Source organism: Azospirillum sp. A26, assembly GCF_042604635.1.
GTDB lineage: Bacteria > Pseudomonadota > Alphaproteobacteria > Azospirillales > Azospirillaceae > Azospirillum > Azospirillum palustre.
Genome location: NZ_CP170473.1, coordinates 1,146,013 through 1,171,096 on the forward strand (window position 1 = coordinate 1,146,013; position 25,084 = coordinate 1,171,096).

Consider the following 25,084-nt stretch of genomic DNA (forward strand, 5'->3'; position numbering starts at 1 on the left):
CGGGACGAATCGCGATGACGGCGGTCGTTCTGGCTTGCCTGCATCCCCCTTGGACTGCTAACCCGCAGAACCCAACCGTTCGGACAATCCGCCGCCCATGCCGATCGACTATTATCTGAACATCGCGGCCTCCGGCCTGCTGACCGGCCTGGTCTACGGGCTGGCGGCGCTGGGGCTTTCGGTCATCTTCGGCGTGGTGCGCGTCGTCAACTTCGCCCATGGCGAGATGATGGTGGCGGGCATGTACGGCGCGGTGCTGCTGGGCGGCTGGCTGGGGCTCGACCCGCTGCTGTCGGCCCCGCTCATGGCGGCGCTGCTGTTCGCCTGCGGCTGGCTGTTGCAGCGCGGGCTGGTCAACAAGTTCGTCGAGCGGCCGGAGCACATGCAGTTCATCCTGCTGCTGGGCATCGCCACCATCCTGGTCAACGCCATGCTGATGCTGTTCGGCCCGGACGCCCGCAACGTCCAGGTGCCCTACAGCTTCGACACGGTGGAGATCGGGTCGATGCTGCTGGACGCCGTGCGGCTGCGTGCCGGGGCCGCGGCCATCGTGGTGGCGGCGGCGCTGTTCGCCTTCTTCCGCTTCAGCCGCACCGGCAAGGCGATCCGCGCCTGCGCCGACAACCCGCTGGGCGCCCGCGTGGTCGGGCTGAACATCGACGGGCTGTATGCGCTGACCTTCGGCATCGGCGCCGCGGTGGTCGGGGTGGCCGGCGCGCTGATGACGCTGCTGGTCGATGCCCGGCCGCAGCTGGCGCCGGAATACACGCTGCTCAGCTTCATCATCGTCATCGTCGGCGGGTTGGGCAGCCTGCCCGGCGCGCTGCTGGGCGGCGTGCTGATCGGCATGTCGGAGGCGCTGGCCGGCTTCCTGCTGACGCCATCCCTGAAATCCCTGTTCAGCTACGGCGTGCTGATCGTGGTTCTGCTGCTGCGCCCGCAAGGGCTGTTGGGGAAACGGTCATGAGTGGGCTTTCGGGAGTGATGCCTTCCAGGATTACCGGACGCGGGATGGTGCTGCTGGTCCTGGCGGCGCTGGGGCTGGCGGTGGCGCCCTTCGTCGCCGACCGTTATCTGGTGTCGGTGCTGACCACCGTGCTGTGGTTCGCCTATGTCGGACAGGCCTGGAACGTGATGATGGGCTTTTCCGGCCTGCTGTCGCTGGGCCATGCGCTGTATGTCGGCCTCGGCGCTTATGTCAGCGCGGCGCTGTTCGTGCATTTCGGCATCGGCCCCTGGGCCGGCATAGTCCTGGCGATGCTGGTCGCGGTGGTGGCCGGCTGCGTCATCGGCTTTCTGGGGTTCCGCTTCGGGGTGAAGGGCGTGCATTTCGCCCTGCTGACCATCGCCTTCGCCGAGGTCGCGCGCATCGGTTTCGACCACATCACCTGGGTCGGCGGCTCCGGCGGCTTCTTCCTGCCGGTGGAGGCGGGGGCGAGCGATCCGCTCAACCTGCGCGGCTCGCCGGTGCTGTTCTATTACGTGGCGCTGGCGCTGGTCGTCGGCGCGCTGTTCCTGTCGCGCGCCCTGCTGCACAGCCGCCTCGGCTACCAATGGCTGGCGGTGCGCGAGGAGCCGGACGCGGCCGAAGCCTCGGGCGTCGACCTGTTCCGCGCCCGCATGACGGCGGTGGCGGTGTCGTCCGCCCTGACCGCGCTGGGCGGCGTGTTCCAGGCCTTCTATTTCAACAACCTGTTCCCGGAGCAGGTCTTCTCGATGGGCCGCTCCATCGAGATTATCCTGCCGGCCATCGTCGGCGGCATCGGCACGCTGGTCGGCCCGATCCTCGGCGCCTTCATCCTGACGCCGCTGGGCGAAGTGCTGACCTTCCTGATCGAGGCCGGCGGGCTGGACCTGCCCGGCCTGAAGCAACTGTTCTATGGCGCGGCGCTGGTGGCGATCGTGGTGTTCCGGCCGGAGGGCGTCTGGCCCTGGCTGGCCCGCCGCCTGCGCCTTGTCCGTCAGCCGGGGGAGGGCGCCTGAGATGACCGCCTTGCTTGAGGTCGAGCGCCTGTCCAAGCGGTTCCGTGGGCTGAAGGCGGTGTCGGAGGTCAGCTTCACCGTGCCGGAGGGGCGCATCCTGGCGCTGATCGGCCCGAACGGCGCCGGCAAGACCACCACCTTCAACCTGATCGCCGGCGTCTTCCCGCCCGACGAGGGGCGGGTGACGCTGAAGGGCCGCAACCTGACCGGCCTGAAGCCCAACCAGGTCTGCGCCGCCGGAATCGGCCGCACCTTCCAGATCGTCAAGCCCTTCGGCCAGTTGACGGTCGAGGAGAATGTCGTGGTCGGCGCGCTGGCCCGCGAACGGTCGGTGGAGACCGCGAGGCGGCAGGCCCGCGTCGTGCTGGAGCGTCTGGAACTGGCCGATCAGGCCAACCGCCCGGCGCGCAGCCTGACCCTGCCCGACCGCAAGCGGCTGGAGGTCGCCCGCGCGCTGGCCACCCGTCCGAACTCTTCTGCTGCTGGACGAGGTGCTGGCGGGGCTTCGCCCGACCGAGGTCGACCGGATGGTCGAGGTCCTGCGCGACCTGAACCGGCGCGAAGGCCTGACCATCCTGATGATCGAGCATGTCATGCGGGCGGTGATGGCGCTGTCGGACCGCGTGGTGGTGCTGGACCATGGCGAGAAGATCGCCGACGGCGCCCCGGCGGAGGTCGTCGCCGACCCCCGCGTCGTCGAATCCTACCTGGGCGCCGAAGCGCTGGACTGACCGGGCGGCCCTCAGTTGCTGAGGTTCGCCGGATCCTCGCGGTAGGTGACGGAGGCGACCTCGGCGGCCAGGGGATGGCCGGGATAGGTGAATCGGCGCAGCCACTCGGTGTCGCCGGACGCGCTCCAGAAGCGCAGCATCAGCCGGCCAGGCATGCGCGGCAATTCCTCCGGCTTGCCCGACACCTGATGGACCGGCTTGCCGTCGACGGTCCAGACGATGCCGGTGGGCTTCCAGTCGAAGCCGTAGCTGTGGACGCCCTTGGCGGCGTCGAAGCCGAGATCGACCACCGTGTTGCGGTGCCCGGCACCGTTGACGACGTAGCTGATCTCCAGCTTGGTGGTGTCCTTGCCGGCGATCCCCATGGTGATCTCGTCCCACGGATCGCCGAAGGGCGGGCCGGTATAGTGGGAGACCGAGGTCATCACCCCATCGGCCTTCACCGCCTTCAGCGAGACCGTGTAGGCGCCGTAGCCGTAGAAGCGGTGCGTCGAATATTCGCCGCAGGAATAGCGGTCGTTGCCGGACATGCGCTCGCTGCCGGATATCCGGTCGCTGACCGACAGGGCGAGGTGGCCTTTCCCGGCGGTGACGTTGGCCCGGCTCCAGGTGCAGTTCATGTGCCCGCCGGCCTTCCAGCCGTCGGAGCGCTGCCAGCGCGAGGTCTCGAACGACCCGGCCGTCTCGCTGAAGCTGCCGCCGATATGGCTGAACAGCGAGTCCGCCAGCACCGGGGCGCTGCCGAGCAGAAGGGCGGCGAGGCCCGCCCCGATCGCTGTCGTCCGTCCGCTTTGTCCTAAGGCATCTCTCCGCATCGCCATTTCCTCCCGCTGATACCGGGCCTACCCGCAAGATCGGTCGGCCTGCACCCCGATATCGCGAGGGCGGAGCAAAGCGGCAACGGCGCGGCCGGGGTGCGACAGGGACTTGCCCGGCGTACCTCAGCCGATAACCGAACCGAATGGAGGATGTCGGACGTCGGAAGTCAGACGCGGGACGTCAAACGTCGGTGACGCCGCTCTTGGGGATGCGCACGTCGCGGTGGACCGACATGCTCAGCAGCAGGCCGACGCCGATCATCAGCGTCATCATCGCCGATCCGCCATAGGACACCAGCGGCAGCGGGATGCCGACGACGGGGATCAGCCCCATCACCATCGCCACATTGACGAAGACGTAGAGGAAGAACTGCGCCGTCATGCCGACCGCGACCAGCCGGCCGAACTGGCTGCGGCTGTTCAGCGCGATCACCCAGCCATAGATGAACAGCAGGATATAGAGCGCCAGCAGCGTGGCGGCGCCGACCATGCCGAACTCCTCCGCCAGCACGACGAAGATGAAGTCGGTGTGCTTTTCCGGCAGGAACATCAGCTGGCTCTGCGAGCCGGACATGAAGCCCTTGCCGAACAGGCCGCCGGAGCCGAGCGCGATCTTCGATTGCAGGATGTTGTAGCCGGCGCCGAGGGGATCGGTCTCCGGATCGAGGAAGGTGTAGACGCGCTGCTTCTGGTAGTCGTGCAGGAACTCCCAGGCGATGGGGATGGCGCTGAGGCCGCCGCCGATCACCAGCAGGAACTTCCAAACCCGGACCCCGGCGGCGAAGAAGATGGCGCCGCTGCCCATGATCAGCAGCAGCGAGGTGCCGAGGTTGGGCTGCATCAGGACGAAGGCGACGGGCGTGAAGACCAGCAGCAGCGGCGGGATCAGCAGCAGCGGCCGGCCGATCTGGTCCAGCGTCACCCCGTGGAAATAGCGGGCGAGCGCCAGCGTCAGCGCCGGTTTCATCAGCTCCGACGGCTGGAGCTGGAAGAAGCCGAGGTCGATCCAGCGCTGGGCGCCCATGCCGATGCGGCCCATCAGCTCCACCGCGATCAGCAGGCAGAGCACCATGAAGAAGATGACGTAGGCCGACTTCATCAGGTGGCGGATGTCGACCAGCGCGATGCCCAGCATCAGGACGAGGCCGGGAATGGCGCGGACCAGCTGCGGCTGCGCCCACGGCTTCCAATGGCCGCCGGCAGCGGAATAGAGCAGCCCGACGCCGACCCCGGTGATCGTGCAGATCAGCAGGACCAGCCCCCAGTTGATGAGCCTGAATTTTGTGCCGAGCGTCAGCTGCGACCGCTGCGGCTCCAGGCCGCCGGAGCCGAGATGGGAAAGAACCACGACCTTGCGCCGATGTTGCCGGAAGGGACGGAGCCGGGTCGGACCCGGCAAGCCGGCCCCGGACTATCGACCGGAGTAAACCGGCCGGTGGGGACCGGCGCGGATAATGCTGCAAGCGGCCCCGCGGGTAAAGGCGGCCGTGCGCCATTGCCGGCCGGGCCGCTTTTTCTAACCGGTCCCGCGCGTCTCTTTCCTTGCTGTCAGGCGTGCAACGCAGGGGTCAGCGCCACCGCGGGGTAGAAACGCACCTGATTGCGCCCGGCATGCTTCGCATCGTAGAGCGCGCTGTCCGATTGGGCCATCAGGTCGGAAAACTCGCTGTGTTCCCGCGTCAGGCTGACGCCGCCGATGCTGCAGGTCACCGTCACGCCGCCTTCGGCGCCGAGCTGGGCCAGTTGCCGCTCGATGGCGCTGCGCAGCCGCTCGGCCAGCAGCCGGCCGGCCTCGACGCCCGTTTCCGGCAGCAGGATGGCGAATTCCTCCCCGCCGATCCTGCCCACCGAATCCTCGCGCCGGATTTGTGCGGCACAACAGTCGGCCACCGCCTGGATGACCCGGTCGCCGAACGGATGGCCGGCCCGGTCGTTCACCGCCTTGAAGCGGTCGATGTCGAGCACCAGCACCGTCAGGTCGCGGCCATGGCGGCGGGCGCGGCGGAATTCGACCTCGCCCAGCTCGAACAGGCGGCGGCGGTTCAGGCTGCCGGTCAGCCCGTCGGTGTGGGCGAGCTTTGTCAGTTCGCGGTTGAACTCGTCGCTCGCCATCAGGACATAGTTGATCGCCCCGACCACCGTTCCCAGCAGCGTCAGCAGGAAGGTGAGCCTTTCCACCCCGTCGTCCAGCATGTAGGCGGTCGGTGCCTCGCCCTGTGTCACGCCGGCGCCCATGCGGACCAGATAGGCCATGGCCAGGGAGGCGCAGAGGATCCCGGTCACATAGTGAGGAATGCCGCGCCCCTCGTAACGCACCAGCACTTCGAAGGCGATCACCAGCAGCACGGCCGCCGTCGTGAAACTGACCAGAATGCGGATCGAAGCGATGCCGCCGCCGGACAGCAGCAGCAGGGCACTGACCAGTCCCACCGCCAGCCCGACGGCCACCGGCGCCAGCGGCGGAGCCGGCCGATTCTGGAGATGGCGGACACTGGTGTAGTTCATCGACAGCCCGGCGATGCCCAACCCGTTGGCGAGCGGCACGAGCAGGTCCGGGGCCAGGCCGCCGCGCAGGCCCGCGACCAGGAAGCCCAGCCCCACCAGGAACTTGCCGTAGGCATAGGCACGCAGGGAGTTGCGGATATGGCGCGGATAGCGGCCTGAGGCGACCACAATGGACAGACCGATGGCAAAGCCTATGACGGTGATGACCTGCGCGATGAAGGTCGTCTCGAAATCCATCCGCAAACCTGCCACGCACCGTTACGCCGGTATGTCATGGGCACGCTATACGAAGCCTTGGCCGGTGACAAGCCGAAGGGGGCGAAGCCTGTCGCTGGATTTATGACTATTGGATCTGGATTGTCGCTGGCACCAACTGAGGGTTTGTGGGCGCTGTGGCTCAACTCTTATTGAGCGTATTTCAGGCGCCCCGCTCCTCAGCGCGCCTCGGGTGCGTAGCCCTTGACGAACAGGTCGACGGCGGCATCGACGAATCGCTCCAGCTCCGCGTCGCCCGGCCGCTCGCTCAGGCAAAGCAGCAGCTTCATGTGCATGTTGGCCTTCAGCAGACCGAAGAACTGGTGGGTGGCGAGGTCGCAATCGGCGATCGCCAGCTCCCCCCTCTCCACCATATGGGTCATGAATTGCTGCGCGCGCTGGAAGGTTTCGGCGGGACCGCTGTCATAGAAGGCCTGGGCGAGCTGGGGCTGGCGCAGCACCTCGCCCAGCACCATCCGGTACAGGCCCAGCGCCTTGGGCGACGCGATGAAGCGGACGAAGGTCTTGCCGATCAGGCGCAGCCCGTCGGCTGCCGGCAGGCGCATCGCATCGTCCCAGATGCCGGCCATGACGGAGTTCGCGCATTCGCAGGCGACCATCGCCCGGAACAGTTCCTCCTTGCTGCCGAAATGGGCATACAACGTCGCCTTGGACACGTTCGCCTTCTTGGCGACCGCGTCCATGCTGACGGCACTGTAGCCATGTTCCAGGAACAGGGTGCCTGCCGCGTCCATGATCTGGGCCGGCTTCGATCCTGCTTCGGGAGTGGGGGCAACCAACGTGGTCATGCGCGCCTCGCCTGAGTCCATGTGCTTGGCCCCTACCGCGTTCCGCATCGCCCGACAAGCCCCCTGACACCTGTTGACAAAAACTAAACCGTTCAGTTCGGTCTTGACAACAGATAGGCCGTCCGCCATCTTCCGGCAAGACTAAACTGAACGGTTCAGTTTCTTTTCCGTGACGGCGCCGGCAAGAGCGCATCGGCGGATTCCTGACCGGACCGCGGTGGATTGGGGATAGAGACAATGGCGAATGGCGTGCGGAAGATCGTGCTGTCGGGCGTTGCGCTGGCCGTGCTGGCAGGTGGCGCCGTCGCCGGCCAACATTGGTGGACGGAAGGCCGGTTCATGGAATCGACCGACAATGCCTATGTGCAGAGCGACATCACCGTCGTCAGCCCGAAGATCTCCGCCTATGTCCGCGATGTGAAGGTCGCCGAAAACCAGCTGGTGCGGACGGGCGACGTGCTGGCGATCCTCGACGACCAGGATTTCCGCGCCAAGGTGGCGGAGTCCGAAGCCGCGGTGACCGCGCAGAAGGCGGCGCTCGGCACGCTGGACAGCAAGCTGGAGCTTCAGCGCACGGTGATCGACCAGGCCGCCGCCACGCTGGCGAGCGCCGAGGCCGAGCAGCGCCGTGCCCAGCAGGACTTCGAGCGCAACCGCTCGCTGGCCAACGACAGCTGGACCAGCCGCCAGAAGCTGGAGACCGCCGACGCCGACCTGCGCAAGGCGGTGGCCCAGGTGGCGAAGGCGCGGGCGGCGCTGGCCTCGGAGAACGAGCAGGTCAACGTCCTGCGCGCCACCCGGACCGAGACGGAAGCCCATCTCGCCCAGTCGCAGGCCACCCTGCAGACGGCGCGCAACGATCTGGACAACACCGTGATCCGCGCGCCGGTCGATGGCGTGATCGGCAACCGCGGCGTCCAGGTCGGCCAGTATGCCCGGCCGGGCGTGCAGATGCTGTCGCTGGTGCCGCTGCCCGACGTCTATGTGGTCGCCAACTTCAAGGAGACCCAGCTGTCGCGCATGCGCCCCGGCCAGCATGTCAGCATCTCCGTCGATGCCTTCCCGGATCGCCATCTGATCGGCACGGTGGAAAGCTTCGCCCCAGCCTCGGGGTCCAAGTTCTCGCTGCTGCCGCCGGAGAATGCGACCGGCAACTTCACCAAGATCGTGCAGCGCGTTCCCGTCCGCATCGCCCTGCCGCGCGACAACGCGCTGGCCGGCCTGCTGCGCCCCGGCCTGTCCGTGGTGGCGGAGGTCGACACCCGCGGTGCCGACAACCAGCCGCATCTGGCCAGCGGTGGCGTCTTCGGCGCGCTGACCGACAAGCAGGCGGTGGCCGCCAGATAAGCGGCCACGGCTCCGGCGGGGACGCCGCTCCTCCTCCCCCTTCGGGGCGGCGTCCCTGTCCGTCGTTCACTTCAAGAGATCCAGGCAGCATATCGGCCGAAGTCGGCCCTGGGGCCACCCCCGGGGCGGCAGTCGTTCGGCCGCGACGGAAGGCAGCGGTTCCATGGCGACACCGGCCCAGGGCATGCGCCCCCTCACCCCCCGCGACATCGCCGGTTTCTTCGCGATGGTCGTCGGCATGTTCATGGCGATCCTCGACATCCAGATCGTCTCCAGCTCGCTGTCGGAAATCCAGGCCGGCCTCGCCGCCAGCGCCGATGAGATTTCGTGGGTGCAGACCTCCTACCTGATCGCGGAGGTCGTGATGATCCCGCTGTCGGGCATCCTGTCGCGCATCCTGTCGACCCGCGTGCTGTTCACCCTGGCGGCCGCCGGCTTCACCCTGACCAGCGTCGCCTGCGCCTTTGCCGGCGGCATCGAATCGATGATCGTCTGGCGGGCGTTGCAGGGCTTCATCGGCGGCGCGATGATCCCGACGGTGTTCGCCACCAGCTTCATGATCTTCCCGCCGGAAAAGCGGGCGGGCGTGTCGGTGATGATGGGGCTGGTGGCCACCATGGCGCCGACCATCGGCCCGACGCTGGGCGGCTATCTGACCCAGCACCTGTCCTGGCACTGGCTGTTCCTGGCCAACGTCATCCCCGGCATCCTGGTGACCTCGCTGGTCTGGTTCCTGGTCGATGTCGACCGGCCGAATCCGGAACTGCGCAAGGGCTTCGACTTCCTCGGGCTGGGGCTGATGGCCGCCTTCCTGGGCAGCCTGGAATATGTGGTGGAGGAGGGGCCGCGCAACGACTGGTTCGACGACGAGGCGATCTTCGTTCTGGCGGTGGTGGCCGCCGTCTCCGCCGCCGGCTTCTTCTGGCGGGTGCTGTCCTACCGCAATCCCATCGTCGAGCTGCGTGCCTTCGCCGACCGCAACTTCGCCATCGGATCGCTCTACAGCTTCATCCTCGGCATCGGTCTCTACGGGTCGGTCTATCTGCAGCCGCTGTTCCTCGCCCGCGTGCGCGGCTTCAACAGTTTGCAGATCGGCGAGATCATGTTCGTGACCGGCATCTTCCAGTTCATGTCGGCACCCATTGCCGGCGCGCTGTCGAAGCGGATGGACCTGCGCGCCATGCTGGCGCTGGGGCTGATCCTGTTCGGCACCGGCGTCTGGCTGAACAGCCACTTCACCGCCGACACCGGCTTCTGGGAGCTGTTCCTGCCGCAGGCGGTGCGCGGCATGTCGCTGATGCTGTGCTTCATCCCGATCAACAGCGTGGCGTTGGGCACCCTGTCGCCGGACAAGCTGAAGAACGCGTCGGGCCTCTACAACCTGATGCGCAACCTGGGCGGCGCCATCGGGTTGGCCGCGATCAACACGGTGCTGACCGACCGCAACGCCCTGCACCTGAACCGGCTCGGCGACAATGTGAACCTCGCCCGTCCGGAGGTGCAGCAGATGGTCGACAGCCTCAGCCAGCGCTTCGACGGGCTGGTGGCCGATCCGACCGCCGCCGCGATGTCCCGGCTGGTCGGGCTGGTCCAGCGCGAGGCGCTGATCCTGACCTTCAACGACGCCATGCTGCTGATGTCGGCGGTGTTCTTCGGTGCGCTGCTGTTCATGCCGCTGGTGCGCCGTCCGGGGGCGCCGGTGAAGGCGGACCACTGAGCATGGGATAGGTTGCCGCCCGTGGGTTGTGCTATAGCTTGACGGAACGCAAGACCGCCAGTCCGAACACCTGCACAAACCCGGCCGAGTCCCATGAGCAAGCGCCAATACACCCGAACCGAGGTCAAGGAACTGCTGGGCGCGCTGGAACGCCAGTGCCGTGAGGCATCGAAGCTGGCCCAGCTGGCCGAGCATGAGGCCAGCAAGCACAGCTTCGGCGCCTACCGCGATTTCCGCGACAAGGTGGGCGAGTTCCAGGCGCTGGTCATCCTGATCGAGCAGCGCCTGCGCAATCTGGTCGATGCGCGTTCCGACGATCTGCGCGACCAGTTCGAGAAGCTGGACATGGTGATGCTGGCCCTTCTGGTGCGGGCCAGCATGCGCTTCTTCTTCGTGCTGTCGGCCAACCCGATCCTGCCGATGGGTGCCCGCGAAATCTTCGTCGCCGAGCTGCGCAGCCTGCACGATGCCGCGGAAAAGCTGAAGCGGCCCAATTATGTCGGCAAGCTCGGCCCGGAACTGGACCGCGACCTGGAGACGGCGTCGCTGATCCTGGAAGAGATCATCGACAAGGCGCCGAGCCTGCTGAACTTCCGCGGGGCGCCGGTCAGCGGGGAGTAGGGGGCTCCGGCGTCCAAAGCCCCCGGCACCTCACTTCGCCAGGAACTGCGCGATCGTGTCGCCCGCCTTGCCGATGTTCACCACGCCGTCGAGATGGCCGAGCGTCGAGGTGATCGACTCGGTGTACTCCACCGCATTCCCCTGCTTCTCCAGCCGGTCCTTCAGCGGGCGCATGTTGCGGTCCGGCGGGAAGACGAGGTCGTCGGCCGACGGGATCAGCAGGACCGGAGCCTTGATCTTCGCCAGACCGTCCTCCAGCGAGGCGCCGTTGCCGGTGACGAAGGTCTGGTTGGCCTTCACCAGATAGAGGAAATGGTTGGCGTCGCTGACCGCGGCGCGGCCGGAAGCCGCCTTTTCCAGCCAGGCTTCGATGGCGTACTGGTTGCCCATCGCGGCCTTCGGGTCCTTGCCGTCCTCCGCCCATTTGCGGCCGAAGGCGGCGTCGGCCCATTTCCAGTGGCGGGCGTGCAGGGTGACCAGCTTCAGCGCCTCGGTCAGGCCGGCTTTCGGCTCCGCCTTGCCATAATAGTCGCCGTTGTTCCAGTTGGGGTCGAGCTTGATCGGGGCCGCCCACAGGTTCAGCCAGCCGATCAGGAAGGGGTCGGCCTCCGGCCCGCCGATGGCGGCGATGACGCGCTTGACCATCTCCGGATGGTCGGCCCCCCATTCGAAGGCCTGGAGCAAGCCCATCGAGCCGCCCATCACCGCTTGCAGGGTCTTGATGCCCAGGCTGTCGACCAGCGCCTTCTGGACGTTGACGAAGTCCTGGATGGTGACGATGGGGAAGCTCATGCCATAGGGCTTGCCGGTGTCCGGATTGATGCTGGCCGGGCCGGTGGTGACGACGTTGGGATCCTTGGGCGACAGGTTCACCAGCGTGTCGGAGGCGATGATGAAGTATTTGTCGGTGTCCAGCGGCTTGCCGGGACCGATGATGCTGTCCCAATAGCCGGGAGCGGCATCATCGGCCTTGTATTTCCCGGCGGCATGGCTGTTGCCGCTGAAGAAATGGGTGATGAGGATGACGTTGTCCTTGGCGTCGTTCAGCTTGCCGTAGCTTTCCCAGCCGATGCGGACATTCTTGATCGTCCCGCCACCGGTGGTGGTGTAGGACGGCATCTCGAAGACCTTCTTCTCGACGATGGCGTCGAGCGCCAGAGCGGGCAGGGCGCCGAACAGGCACGCCGCCATGGCGAGGCCGCCGATGCAGCCTGACCGGATGGAACCGCGGACAACCCCACGCATGTGCATCCCCCCTCAGATTGTTAGCTGGAGGGGGAGTCTACGCATAAGGTCCGGCCTGTCCAGACGCCATCGCTGACGCTTACGGTCAGGGGCTGCCTTTAGCGGAGGCGCACGGCGGTGCCGTTGACAGACACCATCAGCATGCCGTTCTCCTTGCCCAGCACCTCGTAATCGACATCCACGCCGACCACGGCATCGGCGCCCAGGGCGCGGGCCGAGTCCTGCAAGTCGGCGAAGGCCGCCTCGCGCGCCTCGCGCAGGGCCGCCTGATAGCCGCCGGCCCGGCCGCCGACGATGTCGCGCACGGAGGAGAACAGGTCGCGGAACACGTTGACGCCCATGATCGCCTCGCCGGCGACGATGCCGAGATACTCGGTGATCTGGCGGCCCTCGATGGAATCGGTGCTGGTGACGATCACGGTCGCAACTCCTTCTGTCGGCTTCGATGCCGCACAGATGGGGCCGCCACGGCGGAGTCCAAGGCGGCACTGCGAAATCGCAGCGGCTTCTAGTCCATCGCGCCTTCCCCCATCCGGTCGCGACCGTGTAGGACAGGGCGGGGGACTGCCGAGGGGAGAATGATGGACGACACGCGGCAAGCCATCCTGCGCTGGATGACCGGCGTCATGGAGGCGAAGGACTGGAGCGCCGGCGGTTGGGCGCGGCTGGCCGGCGTCACCGCCACCAACCTGACCCGCTTCCTGCGCGATCCGGCGATGAGCAGCGTGCCCAGTGCCGACACGCTGGCCCGTCTGGCCCGCGTCGCCGGGTCGGAGCCGCGCTTTCTCGACGAGCATGCCTATGCCCCGGTCACGCGCGTGCCGGTGCTGACGCTGGAACAGGCGCACATCTTCCTCGACCTCGGCCGCCGGGCAGGGGAGGCGTTCCTGGCCGGGGCGCTGAAGGAGGGTGCGGCGTCGGTCGCCATGGACGGACACACATCCCGCCGGGCCTTTGCGCTGCGCATCCTGTCGAAGAGCCTGGATGCCGCCGGCGTGCTGCCGCGCGACTGCGTGGTGCTGGAACCGCTGGACGTGCTGACGCCGCAGGCGGGTGACGTGGTGGTGACGGTGGGCGAGGGCACCATTTGCGGGTACCGCTTCTTTCCGCCCCATCTGATGCCGGTTTCGACCGATCCCGATTGCCACCCCACCGCCTTCGACCGTGCCCATGTGGCCGGAGTCGCCGTTCACGTTGTGCGAGCGCTTCGCATGTAAAAGCCGGTGGCGGACAGAGTCGCGGCGCGCGTTCCCATCCGCCGCGACTCGCAAAAACGGCCAGCTCTACTCCGTCCGTTTTGACTTGTGACGAATCTCGTCAGGCCACACCAAATATAGCGTGTTTTCAGGTCTTTGATCTGGTCTATGGCTAAGCCATAGGTTCATGTTTTGTTCTTGAAAGCTGCGTGTTCGCATCCCATATTCAGAGTCCGGTGAAGCGGTCCGAAGCACATGCTGCGAAGTCGCAGCAGAGGCCGTGCTTCGAAGCCGGGACGGCGGTCCGAAAGGACCCGGAATCGGGAAAAGCGGAACAGCATGGCGATCACTCAGGCACAGCGGGATTTGCGGGCGGGGCGGATCGGGTCGTCTGACGCGACGCGCGTGATGGCCGGCGACTGGCTGTCGCTGTGGCGCGAGAAGACCGGCCGGGTCGAGCCTGAGAATGTCGATATTGTCGCCGCCGTGCAGATCGGAATCGCGACTGAGCATCTGCACCCGCGCTTCGTCGCCCATGCCACCGGCCGCGCCTGCGTTGCGGCACCCGATACCTACCGACACGCCGAGCATGACTGGATGGTCGCCCATCCCGACTTCCTGACCGGCAGCGTGGCCGATGGCGCTCTCGACACCATCGTGGAGGCTAAGTTCAACAGCGGCTTCCAGAGCGATGCCGACCTCGCCCGCCGCTATCACTGGCAGGTCCAGCACCAGTTGGAGGTGGTCGGTCTGGACCGCGCGTTGCTGTCGATCCTGCGCCCCACCGGCCACAGCCTGGTGACGGTGGACCGGCGGCCGGACGATGTCGAGCGGCTGGTCGAGACGCTGGAAGCCTTCTGGTGGCACGTCGTCAACGACGTCGAGCCGTCGGACCCGCTGCCGATGGACGGCCCGTCCTATGAGAATGGCCGCGTCTTCGACATGGGCCGGCACAACCGCTTCCGCGCGCTGGCCGACCGGCTGGTTGCCAACCGGGCGGCGGCGCTGGAGGTGAAGGAGGCTGAGGCCGCCCTCAAAGCGCTGATGCCCGACGATGCCCGCATCGCTTTTGTCGCCACCGGTCAGGTCGACGGTCAAGCCAGTGACCGGGCCGGTGGCCTCTATCTCGCGCGTGACCGCGAGGGCCGGCTCAGCCTGCGCTATGGCGCACCGCCGCGCCGGGCCCTGGCCGACGCGCAATCCTGGGTGCCCTCCGCTGACCCGAACGGGGTGGAATTCAGCCTGGAAGCAGCGCTGACCGCCGGCTGGGGTGAGGGGAGAGCCGAAACGTTTGGACAAGAAGGACCCAAATCATGGGACGCATGAGCAAGACCGACCACCTCGTTGCCGATACCGAGACCCCTGAGTCGAGCGTTACCGAGTCCAATATGACCGAGTCCAGCGTGACGGAGACCGTTCCGGTCGACGCGAAATCCGGCGGCAGCCGCGGCTCGCAGGGGTCCAAGGGAGCCGCGGGTGCCGGCAGCCGGGCGGAAGAGCCGCAGCGCATCGACACCATGTTCCTGTGGAACCGGCTGAAGCGCACCGACCCGAAGGCGACCAAGCCCTTCACCCGGTCCGGCGGCTTCCGCGGCACGCAGATCGACCCGACCTGGCGCTTCCAGATGATGACGGAGGTGTTCGGCCCGATCGGCAAGGGCTGGGGTTACGAGCAGGTCGACTGGACCATCGCGGAACGGATGATCTTCATCTGCGCGCGCGTCTGGTACGTCGACCCGGAGACGAAGGAGAAGTGCTTCACCGGCCCGCAGTGGGGCGGGACCGAGATGGTCCGCCGCCGCAACGGCATGGAGATGCCGGACGACGAGTGCTTCAAGATGTCGATGACCGACGCGGTTGGCAAATGCCTGCTGCAAATCGGTCTGGCCGCTGACGTCTATATGGGCCAGTTCGACGACAGCAAGTACCGGGAGGAATCGGAGGCCTTCTATGCCGCCAAGTCCAATCCGGACCTGCAACCCGCTGCCGTCGAAGCCTTCGAGGCGGAGGTGAAGCGCCGGCTGGGGGCCTGCCTGGACCTCGATGACCTGGAAGAGGTCTGGCGGTCGGGCGTCGGCACCCGCCTGCGCGAGATCGGCGCCGTGGACCGCGCCGCCCAGCACCGCATCACCGGCCTGTTCGCCCAGAAGAAGGCCGAGATTATGAAGCGCGAGGAAGAGGACGGGCGGGAAGCCGCCTGACGGAACGTCATGACCCAGACCACTCCCAGGGCGACTCAGAGCACCGGCGACCGGTCGCCCAGCGGTCTTTTCCGCATGAGCGCCTGGGAAGGCGAGTTCGAACGTGCCAACGCGCAGCTGCCGCGCTGGTACTGGAATCGCGACCAGCGCCGCCGCCATTACGCCCGCTGGGTGGAGGCGGAGGCCGAAACGCTGGCGATGCGGCTGTCGGGACTGCTGCGGTCCGATACGCCTGCGGAAACTTCAGGTGCGGCCCGCGTCCTTGTCAACTCGTTGTCGCGTGACATCGACTGGGCTCGACGGTTGGAAGATTCTGATTCGGAAGACGGCAAGTTCGCTCGCGCCGCCTGACCGCAGGCGGCATCAAGGGAAGGATATCATCCCATGACGATAGAAGAGGTCCAGGCGCGTCTGCGCGCCGCTCAAGCCCATCTTGGGCGTGAGGGCCGCTTCGCCCTCACCCTCAGCCTGGACGGGCGCGAGGAATGCTACATCACCCATTGGTTCCGCCCCGAACCGCATGCCTTCGAGGATTGCCGTGCGGTCGGTTCCGGAACCCTCAGCGAATGCCTGGACGCGCTCGACCGCTATGTGGCGGTGAATCGTGTGCGCGACGAGGCGCCGATGCTGATGGCAGCCGAATGACATCCCCGTAACGGCCAAGCCATCGGCCTTCGTCCCCTCGTTCCCCCCGCGGACGAGGGGACTTTTTTGTCCGCCATTCGCGGGCTGTCGCGGTTGTGGTATCGTCGCCACCTTCGAGCGGAAGGGGAGCGAACATGGATCCCGCACTTGCCTTCGTCAGCATCGCCGGGGCCATTGCGGTCGGCGCCGCCAGTCCGGGGCCGAGCTTCGTGCTGGTCGCCCGCACCTCCATCGCCGTATCCCGCCGGGCCGGTCTGGCCACCGCCCTCGGCATGGGCATCGGCGGCGTGTTCTTCGCGTCCCTGGCGCTGCTTGGGCTGCATGCGTTGCTGTCGCAGGTCGGCTGGCTTTATGCGGTGCTGAAGCTGGTGGGCGGGGCCTATCTGCTTTACCTCGCGATCCGCATCTGGCGCGGAGCCGCGGAGCCTCTCGTGATGGCGGACGAGGGGCAGACCGCCCCCGCCGGGCTGATGCGGCCGATGCTGTTCGGGCTGTTGACGCAATTGAGCAACCCGAAGACGGCGCTGGTGTATGGCAGCATCTTCGCCGCGCTGATGCCGGCCTCACCGCCGGCCTGGCTGTTCGTCTTCCTGCCGCCGGCAATCTTCCTGATCGAAGCCGGCTGGTACGCCATCGTTGCCGCGGCATTCTCCGCCGGCCGGCCGCGTGCTGCCTACCTGCGGTCCAAGCGCTGGGTCGACCGGGTCGCCACCGCCGCCATCGGCGGACTGGGCGTCCGCTTGATGGCGGACGCTTTGCCCCCTCCCTGACCCTTACTTCTTCTTGCCCGACTGCCCCCGGGCGAACGCCTCGGCGAAGGCGCTGTTGACCGGCTCCGGCGCCTTGGCCGGCTTCGGCGCAGCCTTGGCCGCCGGTGCGGCCGGGCGGCGATCCTGCTGCTGCTGCAGCGGCCGGCCCGTTCCGCGTTCGTCGCGGCGCTGCTCTTCGCGGCGGGCCGGACGCGGCGCTTCCTCGCCCATGCGCATGGTCAGGGCGATGCGTTTGCGGGGAATGTCGACCTCCAGAACCTTCACCTTCACCACGTCGCCGGCCTTCACCACCGTGTGGGGGTCCTTGACGAAGCTGTTGGCGAGCTGTGAGATGTGCACCAGCCCGTCCTGGTGAACGCCGATGTCGACGAAGGCGCCGAAGGCGGTGACGTTGGTGACGACGCCTTCCAGCATCATGCCGGGCTGGAGATGCTTCAGCTCCTCGACGCCCTCCTTGAAGGTGGCGGTCTTGAACTCCGGACGGGGGTCGCGGCCGGGCTTCTCCAGCTCCTTGATGATGTCCTCGACGGTGGGGACGCCGAAGCGCTCGTCGGTGAACTCCTCGGCATTCAGCCCGCGCAGGAAGCGGGCATCGCCGATGACGCTGCCGAGATCGCGGCCGGTCGTCTTCACGATGCGCTGAACCACCGGATAGGCTTCCGGATGGACGGATGAGCCGTCGAGCGGATTCTCGCCGTCGCGGATGCGCAGGAAACCCGCGGCCTGTTCGAAGGTCTTCGGTCCCAGCCGCGCCACGTCCAGCAGCTGCTTGCGCGAACGGAAGGCGCCGTTGCGGTCGCGATGCTCGACGATGTTGCGGGCGATGGTCTCGTTCAGGCCCGACACGCGGGTCAGCAGTGGAATCGAGGCGGTGTTGAGGTCGACGCCGACGGCGTTCACGCAATCCTCGACAACCGCGTCCAGCGACCGCGCCAGTTTGCCGCCGGCCACGTCATGCTGGTACTGGCCGACGCCGATGGATTTCGGCTCGATCTTCACCAGCTCCGCCAGCGGATCCTGCAGGCGGCGGGCGATGGACACCGCACCGCGCAAGCTGACGTCCAGGGTGGGGAACTCGTGCGCCGCGGTTTCCGAGGCAGAGTACACCGACGCGCCGGCCTCGCTGACCACCAGCTTGGTCAGGGACAGCTCGGGGTGGCGCTTCATCAGGTCGGCGGCCAGCTTGTCGGTCTCGCGCGATGCGGTGCCGTTGCCGATGGAGATCAGTTCCGCCTTGTGCCGGGCGGCCAGCGCCGCCAGCACCGCCAGCAAGCCGTCCCAGTCGTTGCGCGGCGGGTGCGGATAGATGGTGGTCGTTTCCACCAGCTTGCCGGTGGCATCGACCACCGCCACCTTCACGCCGGTGCGGATTCCGGGGTCGAGCCCGATGGTGACGCGCTGACCGGCGGGGGCCGCCAGCAGCAGGTCGTGCAGGTTGCGGGCGAAGACGCGGATCGCCTCGTCCTCGGCGCGCTCGCGCAAGGATTCCATCAGATCGGTCTCGATGTGCGGGCCGATCTTCAGCTTCCAGGTCCAGCGCACCACGTCGGACAGCCACTTGTCGGCCGGGCGGCCCTGGTCGCGGATGCCGGTGTGGACGGCGATGGTGCCCTCCGCCGGGTGGGGCTGTCCTTCCTCGACGGCCAAGTCCAGGCGGATGTCGAGCACGCCCTGCGCCCGGCCGCGGAACAGCGCCAGCGCGCGGTGCGACGGCAGCTTCGACCAGTTCTCCGAGAAGTCGAAATAGTCGGAGAATTTGGCACCCTCCGCCTTCTTCTCCTCGATCGCCTTGGAGGTGACAACGCCCTTGTCGGCCATGGCGGTGCGCAGACGGCCGACCAGTTCGGCATCCTCGCCGAAGCGTTCGACCAGGATGTGGCGGGCGCCGTCCAGCGCCGCCTTGACGTCGGCGACGCCCCTGTCGGCGCTGACGAAGGCGGCGGCCTCCAAATCCGGCTGCTTCTTCGGATCGGCCAGCAGCGCGTCGGCCAGCGGCTCCAGCCCGGCCTCGCGGGCGATCTGGGCCTTGGTGCGGCGCTTCTGCTTGTAGGGGAGGTAGAGATCCTCAAGCCGGGTCTTGGTGTCGGCCTGTTTGATCTGGCGCTCCAGCTCCGGCGTCAGCTTGCCCTGTTCCTGGATGGTGGACAGGATGCTGGCGCGGCGGTCCTCCAACTCGCGCAGATAGCCCAGGCGCTCCTCCAGGGTGCGGAGCTGGGTGTCGTCCAGGCCGCCGGTCGCCTCCTTGCGGTAGCGCGCGATGAAGGGGACGGTCGATCCCTCGTCTAGCATGGCGATGGCGGAAGCGACCTGAGACTCGCGGACCGACAGTTCGTCGGCGATGCGCTGGCTGATGGACAGCATGAGGCAGGGATCCTGCGGACTGGTGACGAAACAACGGGCGTCTGTCATAGCGCGTCGGGGCCGGGTGACGCCACCCCAGCCTTTCGGCAGAGAGACAATGCATCGGGGCAGGGCAGGCCAACCGTCAGCGGGACCATACGGCGACGATCTTCGCAAATAAGTGGTAGGGGGCGATTTCTCCCCTCCATTCATCGGCCGTTAACCATATCGGCCTATATCTTTGCGTGCAACTTGGTTGCGTTTCCTCCCGAACCAACTTGAGGGGGCTTGGCGGCGATACCGCCAAGCCGCCTTTTCTTTTTTGGCCGCCCGATCCGTTTCCGGACAAAGGAAAAAAGGCCGGGACGGACATGCCGCCCCGGCCTGACCCCGGATGTGTCTGCCGCCGGTCGAAACCGAAAGGATCAGGGAAGGCGGCTTTCAGCCAAACGCAGGCGGCCTTCGGGGGAGAGACGGGACAGGGTATCGACGACGCGCGCCTCAATCTCGCTTCGCACGGCGGCGTCATTGGCATGGACGCTGTCGAACATGGCCTTGACGCCGGCCGCATCGAAGGGTTGGGCCATCAGGGCGGTGCGCAGGCGGGGGGTGAACTCCTCCCGGCTGACATGCATGCGGACGAACAGCGGGCGGGCGTCGTCCAGCGCCTTGCGCAGGACCGCGGCATCGGCCGGCGACAGGCGCCGCGCCGCGTCGTCGACGAAGCGTTCCAACGTCGAATCCGGTCCGCCGGGCGGCGGGGGTGGGCGGAAGCTGTGGGCGACGACGAAGCCGCCGGCAAGCATGTTGAGCGCAAGGGACCCGACCAGCAGGAACCAGGGCCAGCGGCGCCGGATCGACGGCGTCATCGCGTGTCTCCCAGATAGCTGACGATCATCACGCCGGACAGGCTGGGAGTGTTCGTCTTTTCGAAGGAAATCAGGCCCTGGCTGTAGCTGAGGAAGCCGACCAGCGCCATGCCGGCCAGGAATCCGGCCAGCGGGGCAGGGCGGAAGGGCGGCCGCGACAGGAACCACGGCACGAATTCGGGCACGATCCGCTGCGCCAGACAGTCGGCGATGCGGTCGAAGACCTCGGCCTCGCGCCGGGATGAGACCAGCGGGGTCGAGGCGGCGTCGAGCAGCGCGTCGGTGACGGCGGCATCGGCCAGCAGGTCGCGGGCTTCGGCGCTGTCGTCCAGAAGGGCCAGGGCATCGACCCGGGCGGCACGCGGCCAGCGGTCCAGATCGGCGCCATAGGCCTCGGCGTAGCGTTTGAACTCTTTGAGCGTCATGACCGTGCACCGTCCTTCTGACGGATCAGGGGTTGAAGCCGGGCCCGCACGACGCGGCGCGCCCGGACCAGCAGACTTTCCATAGCCGAAACAGACACCTGCAGTATTTCCGATGCTTCAGCGCACGTCATCTCCTCATGGTAGCAGAGGCTGAGCGCCGCCCGCTGCCGCTCGGGTAAAGCGGCGATTGCGGCATCCACCGCGGCGCCGATCCGGATGCCGTCGATCACCGTTTCGGCACTCCAGGCCGGGTCGACGATCTCGTCGGCGGCATCCAGGGGGGCAAAGCTGCGCCGCCGCTTATAGTCGATGGCACGGTTCACCACGATCCTGTACAGCCAGGTCGTGAAGCGGGTTCCGTCGCCGCGCCAGCGGTCGGCGTTGGCCCAGATCTGCAGGAAGGCGTCCTGCGCGACCTCTTCGGCGTCGGCGGCGTTCCCGACGACCCGTTGGGCCAAGGCGATGCTGCGTCGCAGATGCCGGCGCGTGAGCGTTCCAAACGCCTTGCGGTCACCGGCCGCGGCGTCCGCCATCAACGCCTCGTCCGTTACCGTCTCCTCGGTAGGCTTCACGCCGTCGTCCGCCCGCTCCCGGTTGCTGTCAGGCTTTTATACGCGGCCGGAGCCGGAAGTCCTGCGCGGCGGCAGGCAATTTTCCCCATAGGGGATTTCCCTGAGAAGAGGCCCTGCTCCAGTAATAAATTTCCATAAGATAACTTATGTGTTTTTTGTGCGCCGACCAAGCCGTGCTCTCCCGGCACGGTGCGTGGCCGACATCTTTGCCCGTCTGGCGGGAACCCGCTTAGGACATCGCGGGTTGTTCCAAGCATGACCGTGGCGTCACCGGAGGCCGGTGGCGCTGCCAACGAGGCGATTGAAGGACCACACCATGCTCAAGATTCTCGGCTGGGCCATCCTGATCATCTTCATCATCGGACTGCTGGTCGTCACCGGCATCCTGAAGCTGATCTTCTGAGTCCCTGCCCTGCCCCGCCTGTCTATTCCTCCGCCAGAGCTAGTGCGCGGCGCAGATGGGCGCGGCAGTCGGCGACCATTCGGCGGATCAGATCGTCGCAACTCGGGATGTCGTCGATCAGGCCGATTGCCATGCCGGCGGACACGATCCCGTCCTGAACATCGCCGGACTGCAAGGCCGCCCGGCCGCGCTGGCCGGCGACCAGCGGCCGAACCTCTTCGAACTGGGCGCCGCCCGGGCGCTTCTCCAGCGCCACGACCTCGTCGGATACCGCATTCCTGAAGACGCGGGCGGTGTTGCGCATGCTGCGCAGGATCAGGTTGGTGTCGCGTTCCCCGGCGGCGACCAGCGCCTGCTTGATGCCGTCATGCACCGGCGCCTCGCGCGTGCAAAGGAAGCGGGTGCCCATGTTGACGCCCTGGGCGCCCAGAGCCAGAGCGGCGGCCATACCGCGCCCGTCGGCGATGCCGCCCGACGCGATCACCGGTATGCGCAAGGCCTGCACCGCTGCCGGGATCAGAATCAGGCCCGGGATGTCGTCCTCTCCGGGATGGCCGGCGCATTCGAACCCGTCGATGCTGATGATGTCCACCCCGGCCCGTTCGGCGCTCAGCGCATGGCGGACGCTGGTGCATTTGTGCAGGATGCGGATCCCGTGGGCCTTCATCCGCTCCACGAAGGCGCGCGGGCTGTTGCCGGCCGTCTCGACGATGGTGATGCCGCTGTCGATGATGACGTCGAGATAACGTTCGTAGGGCGGTGGCTTCACCGCAGGCAGCATGGTCAGGTTCACGCCGAATGGCCGGTCCGTCATCGCGCGGCACCGCCCGATCTCATGCGCCAGATCCTCCGGCGTCGGCTGGGTCAGCGCGGTCAGGACGCCCAGGCCGCCGGCATTCGACACGGCTGCCGCCAGCTCCGCCAGCCCGACCCATTGCATCCCGCCCTGCACAATCGGGTAATCGATGCCGAGCAGGCGCGTTACCTCGGTTCTCATGGCGTCCCCTTCCCCATATCTGACCATTTGTCGCAGACAGTGATGGAACCCCTGCGGCATACTTGCTTATAAGCGATTCCAAACGCCAGCTTGGAATATGCTCTTCGGCGTATGATGAAAGAGCGGAACGTTGGAAAATCCAAGAACGCTCATACAACGTATCCTATGATAATGAAGTATAGCGTCTGACAGAATATCCTGTCGCTTCGCTCACCTCGAAGCGGTGCGCGCGGCGAAAACAGGGTTTTTAAGCCGCTGATTATGCTGAATACCGGCGAAAACCGGCGGGCGACATCAGCGGGTCCGATTTGAAGACGGCTCCGGCTCAAGAACGGACCGTCGAACTGTGACCGAGACGAGCAAAGGACGATTGTGACGCCTGCAACCGGACCGGAACCGTGGCCCCAGACCATGGCGGGCACGCTCGACCTCGACGCCTGCGCGCGCGAACCGATTCACCTTCCCGGCAGCATCCAGCCGCATGGTCATCTGCTGGCGGTGGAGGCGGACAGCCTGCGTCTGGTCTGCGCGAGCGCCGAGGCCGGAGCGGTGCTGAACCGTCCGCCCGCCGAAGCCTTCGGTCAGCCGGTCGACCGGCTGATCGACTGCGCGTCGATGGCGTCGCTGGTCCGTGGACTGCGCAACGCCCCGACGGAGCCGGTACAGCTCGAAATCCTCAGCCTGCGCGGCGGCGCCGACCATCAGGCCATTGCCCACCGCACGGGTGCCCTGGTGATCCTGGAACTGGAGGAGCTGCCCGCCACCGGTGCCGGCACGCTGGAGGCGCTTTACCCGCAGATGCGCGAAGGCATCCGCCGCATGCAGGCCGCCCATGACTTCGATGCCCTGCTGGCCAGCACGGCCGCGGAGGTACGTGCGCTGACCGGGTTCGACCGCGTGCTGGTCTACCGCTTCGACGAGCAATGGAACGGAACCGTCATCGCCGAGGACGGCAACGACCGCCTGCCCTCCTACCGCGGCCTGCGCTTTCCGGCCTCCGACATCCCGCAGCAGGCCCGGCGGCTCTATGCGCTGAACCGCCTGCGGCTGATCGCCGACGCCCGTTACCAGCCGGTTCCCCTTCTGTTGGCCAAGCGGGATGTGCCGGCGCTGGACCTCAGTTTTTCCGTGCTGCGCAGCGTCTCGCCGGTGCATCTCGAATATATGCGCAACATGGGCACACCGGCCTCCATGTCGATCTCCGTGATGGATGGCGACAGGCTGTGGGGTTTGATCTCCTGCCACCATGCGGAGCCGCGGCAGGTGTCCTTCGCGGTACGCACCGCCTGCGACCTGCTCGGGCAGGTGCTGTCCAGCCAGATGATCGCGCTGGAGCGGGCGCTGGATGCCGACCATCGCATCCGCTCCAAGAGCACGCAGGCCCGCCTGCTCGCCCATATGGCGGCGGCGGAGAGCTTCATCGACGGGCTGAGCGAGGACCGCGAGGATCCGCCGGGGCTGGTCAACGCCGATGGCGCCGCGATCCTGTTCGACGGCGACTGCCGGCTGATCGGCCGCACCCCGCCGCAGGAGGTGGTCGAGGCCATCGCCGCCGAACTGGCCGGTCAGGGCATCAAGGATCTGTTCGTCAGCCACCAGCTTCCGGCCGAGATGCCGGCCGCCGCCGGGATGGAGCGGACCGCAAGTGGCCTGCTGGCGATCTCCATCTCCCAGCTTCACCCCAGCTATCTTCTGTGGTTCCGGCCGGAGATCGTGCAGTCGATCGACTGGGCCGGCAATCCCAAGAAGCCGTTGGGTGCCAGCGGCGGGCTGTCTCCCCGTAGTTCCTTCGAAGCCTGGAAGGAGACAGTGCGCGGCCAGTCCCTGCCCTGGCGCCATGGCGAGATCGAGGCGGCCGGCGATTTCCGCAACGCCATCGTCGGCATCGTTCTGCGCAAGGCCGAGGAGATGGCCGCGCTGAACGAGGAGCTGCGCCGCAGCAACGGCGAGCTTGCCGCCTTTTCCTATTCGGTCTCGCACGACCTGCGGGCTCCGTTCCGGCACGTCTCCAGCTATGCCGAACTGCTGCGGTCCCGCGCGGGCGACAAGCTGAGCGAGCGGGAGCGCCATTATCTGGACAGCATCATCGAGGCGGCGAGTTCGGCCGGGCGGCTGGTCGATGGCTTGCTGCATTTCTCGCAGCTGGGCCGCGCCACGCTGGCGCGGGTGGAGGTCGATGTCGGCCAGCTGGTGGACGAGGTGCGCCATCTGCTGGAACCGGATTTGCAGGGCCGCAACGTTCGTTGGACCGTGCATCCGCTGCCCGGCGTGACCGGCGACCCGACCATGCTGCGGCTGGTGGTGCAGAATCTGCTGTCAAACGCCATCAAATACACCCGCGACCGAACCGATCCGGAGATCGAGATTGGCTGCCGGTCCAACGCCGAGGCACATGAGTTCTTCGTCCGCGACAATGGCCGTGGCTTCGATATGGCCTATGCCGGTAAGCTCTTCGGCGTATTCCAGCGCCTGCACCGCGAGGAAGAGTTCGAAGGCATCGGCATCGGGCTTGCCAATGTCCGCCGCATCGTGGAGCGCCATGGCGGGCGGGTCTGGGCGGAAGGCAGGCTGAATCACGGCGCGACCTTCCATTTCTCCCTCCCGCGGTCCGTCGCCGCCGAATCGAGGTAGCCCC

The 25,084-nt window shown here is 67.0% G+C and carries 24 protein-coding genes and 1 pseudogene; 14 read left to right on the forward strand and 11 right to left on the reverse strand.

Annotated elements, in window-relative coordinates; translation table 11 throughout:
- Nucleotides 1–97: 97 nt before the first annotated feature.
- The 3 genes and pseudogenes from ABNQ39_RS19185 (at nt 98) to ABNQ39_RS19195 (ending at nt 2,714) form a co-directional block, all read left to right on the forward strand.
- Nucleotides 98–967, forward strand: coding sequence for a branched-chain amino acid ABC transporter permease (locus tag ABNQ39_RS19185; protein WP_376959851.1), 870 nt, complete (start codon nt 98–100; stop codon nt 965–967).
- The gene (locus ABNQ39_RS19190; RefSeq protein WP_376959852.1) at nt 964–1,983 is read left to right on the forward strand and encodes a branched-chain amino acid ABC transporter permease; all 1,020 of its coding nucleotides are present in this window, start codon (nt 964–966) and stop codon (nt 1,981–1,983) included. Before ABNQ39_RS19185 ends, ABNQ39_RS19190 begins: the two co-directional genes overlap by 4 nt.
- A gap of 1 nt (nt 1,984) precedes the next feature.
- Nucleotides 1,985–2,714, forward strand: a pseudogene (locus ABNQ39_RS19195) (ABC transporter ATP-binding protein).
- A gap of 11 nt (nt 2,715–2,725) precedes the next feature.
- Here the strand turns inward: ABNQ39_RS19195 and ABNQ39_RS19200 are convergent.
- The 4 genes from ABNQ39_RS19200 to ABNQ39_RS19215 form a co-directional block, all read right to left on the reverse strand.
- Nucleotides 2,726–3,529 carry a family 16 glycosylhydrolase gene (locus tag ABNQ39_RS19200; protein WP_376959853.1) on the reverse strand — a complete coding sequence of 268 codons (804 nt, stop codon included), beginning with the start codon at nt 3,527–3,529 and terminating at the stop codon, nt 2,726–2,728.
- A gap of 184 nt (nt 3,530–3,713) precedes the next feature.
- On the reverse strand, nt 3,714–4,880 hold the full coding sequence (rodA, locus tag ABNQ39_RS19205; protein WP_109490756.1) for a rod shape-determining protein RodA: 1,167 nt from the start codon (nt 4,878–4,880) through the stop codon (nt 3,714–3,716).
- A 200-nt stretch (nt 4,881–5,080) separates the two neighbouring features.
- Nucleotides 5,081–6,274, reverse strand: a complete 1,194-nt coding sequence (locus ABNQ39_RS19210; RefSeq protein WP_376959854.1) for a GGDEF domain-containing protein — start codon at nt 6,272–6,274, stop codon at nt 5,081–5,083.
- Nucleotides 6,275–6,471: 197 nt separating this feature from the next.
- Nucleotides 6,472–7,101 carry a TetR/AcrR family transcriptional regulator gene (locus tag ABNQ39_RS19215; protein WP_376959855.1) on the reverse strand — a complete coding sequence of 210 codons (630 nt, stop codon included), beginning with the start codon at nt 7,099–7,101 and terminating at the stop codon, nt 6,472–6,474.
- A gap of 237 nt (nt 7,102–7,338) precedes the next feature.
- On the opposite strand from ABNQ39_RS19215, the gene ABNQ39_RS19220 reads away from it, so the two are divergent.
- From ABNQ39_RS19220 to ABNQ39_RS19230, 3 genes are all read left to right on the forward strand, one after another.
- Entirely contained in the window at nt 7,339–8,448 is a 1,110-nt protein-coding gene (locus tag ABNQ39_RS19220; protein WP_376959856.1) for an HlyD family secretion protein, read from the forward strand.
- A 163-nt stretch (nt 8,449–8,611) separates the two neighbouring features.
- Nucleotides 8,612–10,165, forward strand: a complete 1,554-nt coding sequence (locus ABNQ39_RS19225) for a DHA2 family efflux MFS transporter permease subunit (RefSeq protein WP_376959857.1) — start codon at nt 8,612–8,614, stop codon at nt 10,163–10,165.
- Between the two features lie 93 nt (nt 10,166–10,258).
- Nucleotides 10,259–10,786, forward strand: coding sequence for a hypothetical protein (locus tag ABNQ39_RS19230; protein WP_109048318.1), 528 nt, complete (start codon nt 10,259–10,261; stop codon nt 10,784–10,786).
- 30 nt (nt 10,787–10,816) lie between these two features.
- Here ABNQ39_RS19230 and ABNQ39_RS19235 read toward each other — a convergent pair whose 3' ends face one another.
- Both ABNQ39_RS19235 and ABNQ39_RS19240 read right to left on the reverse strand, forming a co-directional pair.
- Nucleotides 10,817–12,031, reverse strand: a complete 1,215-nt coding sequence (locus ABNQ39_RS19235; protein ID WP_376959858.1) for an E22 family MetX-like putative esterase — start codon at nt 12,029–12,031, stop codon at nt 10,817–10,819.
- Nucleotides 12,032–12,129: 98 nt separating this feature from the next.
- Nucleotides 12,130–12,450 (reverse strand): heavy metal-binding domain-containing protein, encoded by a 321-nt coding sequence (locus ABNQ39_RS19240; RefSeq protein ID WP_109450084.1) that lies wholly within the window; start codon nt 12,448–12,450, stop codon nt 12,130–12,132.
- 159 nt (nt 12,451–12,609) lie between these two features.
- Here ABNQ39_RS19240 and ABNQ39_RS19245 point away from each other — a divergent pair, with 159 nt between their 5' ends.
- The 6 genes from ABNQ39_RS19245 to ABNQ39_RS19270 all read left to right on the forward strand — a co-directional run bounded on the left by ABNQ39_RS19245 (nt 12,610) and on the right by ABNQ39_RS19270 (nt 16,843).
- A complete protein-coding gene (locus ABNQ39_RS19245; protein WP_376959859.1) occupies nt 12,610–13,248 on the forward strand; it encodes an XRE family transcriptional regulator in 639 nt (212 codons plus the stop codon).
- A gap of 318 nt (nt 13,249–13,566) precedes the next feature.
- Nucleotides 13,567–14,553: a YqaJ viral recombinase family protein gene (locus ABNQ39_RS19250; protein WP_376959860.1), complete on the forward strand. Its 987-nt coding sequence runs from the start codon at nt 13,567–13,569 to the stop codon at nt 14,551–14,553.
- Nucleotides 14,541–15,428 carry a hypothetical protein gene (locus tag ABNQ39_RS19255; protein ID WP_376959861.1) on the forward strand — a complete coding sequence of 296 codons (888 nt, stop codon included), beginning with the start codon at nt 14,541–14,543 and terminating at the stop codon, nt 15,426–15,428. Before ABNQ39_RS19250 ends, ABNQ39_RS19255 begins: the two co-directional genes overlap by 13 nt.
- A gap of 9 nt (nt 15,429–15,437) precedes the next feature.
- Nucleotides 15,438–15,779 carry a hypothetical protein gene (locus tag ABNQ39_RS19260; RefSeq protein WP_376959862.1) on the forward strand — a complete coding sequence of 114 codons (342 nt, stop codon included), beginning with the start codon at nt 15,438–15,440 and terminating at the stop codon, nt 15,777–15,779.
- 33 nt (nt 15,780–15,812) lie between these two features.
- A complete protein-coding gene (locus tag ABNQ39_RS19265) occupies nt 15,813–16,073 on the forward strand; it encodes a hypothetical protein (RefSeq protein ID WP_109048324.1) in 261 nt (86 codons plus the stop codon).
- Between the two features lie 134 nt (nt 16,074–16,207).
- Nucleotides 16,208–16,843, forward strand: coding sequence for a LysE family translocator (locus ABNQ39_RS19270; RefSeq protein ID WP_376959863.1), 636 nt, complete (start codon nt 16,208–16,210; stop codon nt 16,841–16,843).
- 3 nt (nt 16,844–16,846) lie between these two features.
- Here ABNQ39_RS19270 and ABNQ39_RS19275 read toward each other — a convergent pair whose 3' ends face one another.
- The 4 genes from ABNQ39_RS19275 to ABNQ39_RS19290 form a co-directional block, all read right to left on the reverse strand.
- On the reverse strand, nt 16,847–19,204 hold the full coding sequence (locus ABNQ39_RS19275) for a Tex family protein (protein ID WP_376959864.1): 2,358 nt from the start codon (nt 19,202–19,204) through the stop codon (nt 16,847–16,849).
- A 404-nt stretch (nt 19,205–19,608) separates the two neighbouring features.
- A complete protein-coding gene (locus ABNQ39_RS19280; protein WP_376959865.1) occupies nt 19,609–20,052 on the reverse strand; it encodes a periplasmic heavy metal sensor in 444 nt (147 codons plus the stop codon).
- Nucleotides 20,049–20,477: a hypothetical protein gene (locus ABNQ39_RS19285; RefSeq protein WP_376959866.1), complete on the reverse strand. Its 429-nt coding sequence runs from the start codon at nt 20,475–20,477 to the stop codon at nt 20,049–20,051. Before ABNQ39_RS19285 ends, ABNQ39_RS19280 begins: the two co-directional genes overlap by 4 nt.
- A complete protein-coding gene (locus ABNQ39_RS19290; RefSeq protein WP_376959867.1) occupies nt 20,474–21,049 on the reverse strand; it encodes a sigma-70 family RNA polymerase sigma factor in 576 nt (191 codons plus the stop codon). Before ABNQ39_RS19290 ends, ABNQ39_RS19285 begins: the two co-directional genes overlap by 4 nt.
- Before the next feature lie 280 nt (nt 21,050–21,329).
- Here ABNQ39_RS19290 and ABNQ39_RS19295 point away from each other — a divergent pair, with 280 nt between their 5' ends.
- Entirely contained in the window at nt 21,330–21,452 is a 123-nt protein-coding gene (locus tag ABNQ39_RS19295; protein WP_376959868.1) for a hypothetical protein, read from the forward strand.
- Nucleotides 21,453–21,474: 22 nt separating this feature from the next.
- Here ABNQ39_RS19295 and ABNQ39_RS19300 read toward each other — a convergent pair whose 3' ends face one another.
- Nucleotides 21,475–22,449 carry an NAD(P)H-dependent flavin oxidoreductase gene (locus ABNQ39_RS19300; protein WP_376959870.1) on the reverse strand — a complete coding sequence of 325 codons (975 nt, stop codon included), beginning with the start codon at nt 22,447–22,449 and terminating at the stop codon, nt 21,475–21,477.
- A gap of 411 nt (nt 22,450–22,860) precedes the next feature.
- Between ABNQ39_RS19300 and ABNQ39_RS19305 the strand changes: the two genes are divergently transcribed.
- The gene (locus ABNQ39_RS19305; RefSeq protein ID WP_376959871.1) at nt 22,861–25,080 is read left to right on the forward strand and encodes an ATP-binding protein; all 2,220 of its coding nucleotides are present in this window, start codon (nt 22,861–22,863) and stop codon (nt 25,078–25,080) included.
- Nucleotides 25,081–25,084: the final 4 nt, after the last annotated feature.